Origin of the sequence: Stenotrophomonas sp. PS02300 (genome assembly GCF_029959395.1) — a bacterium.
In the GTDB taxonomy this organism is placed as follows: Bacteria; Pseudomonadota; Gammaproteobacteria; order Xanthomonadales; family Xanthomonadaceae; genus Stenotrophomonas; species Stenotrophomonas maltophilia_AD.
On record NZ_JASCOP010000258.1, the window covers coordinates 1 to 662 of the forward strand.

Here is a 662-nt window from a genome sequence, read left to right on the forward strand (position 1 = left end):
GCATACCCTTGGAGGCGAAGTAAAGGAGGAGGTGTCGGCCTACGGCCGACGCCGGGGGACATTCGCCGGAAAGGGTATGCCGCCCCGGCGCTCGATTCACCGGCAGCCGCTGTAGACACCCCCGCCAGCCCTTGCCCCACGGGCCTGCAACGTGCCCCCGGTCACGGCGTCATCAAGCTGTAACAAAAACATCATTTCATAGCAGCGTCAGCCGGCGAGACCGGCCCCCTATCCCGCTACGGAGTGACGCATGAAACTGCATTCGGCCAGCCTCGCCGCCCTTTCCCTGGCCATCGCGCTGGGCCTGTCCGCCTGCAAGCCGGCCGCCGAAGGCCAGGCCACCGCCCCGGCAGAAGGCGCGCCCGCCGCTGCCCCGGCCGCCGGCGACAAGCTGACCGCCGAGATTTCCGGCGCCGGCGCCTCCTTCATCTTCCCGCTGGTGTCCAAGTGGTCGGCCGACTACAACGCCGCCACCGGCGCCAAGGTCAACTACCAGTCGATCGGTTCGGGCGGCGGTATCGCCCAGATCAAGGCCGGCACGGTTGATTTCGGTTCCTCCGACAAGCCGCTGTCCAGCGAAGAGCTGGCCCAGGCCGGCCTGGGCCAGTTCCCGTCCGCCATCGGCGGCGTGGTCCCGGTGGTGAACATCGACGGCCTGGAAG

General features: G+C 68.6%; 1 protein-coding gene. It reads left to right on the forward strand.

All coding sequences use genetic code 11. The features are described 5' to 3' along the window. Positions 1-250: 250 nt before the first annotated feature. A partial coding sequence (locus QMX79_RS20825; RefSeq protein WP_282248471.1) for a substrate-binding domain-containing protein occupies positions 251-662 on the forward strand: 412 nt, incomplete at its 3' end.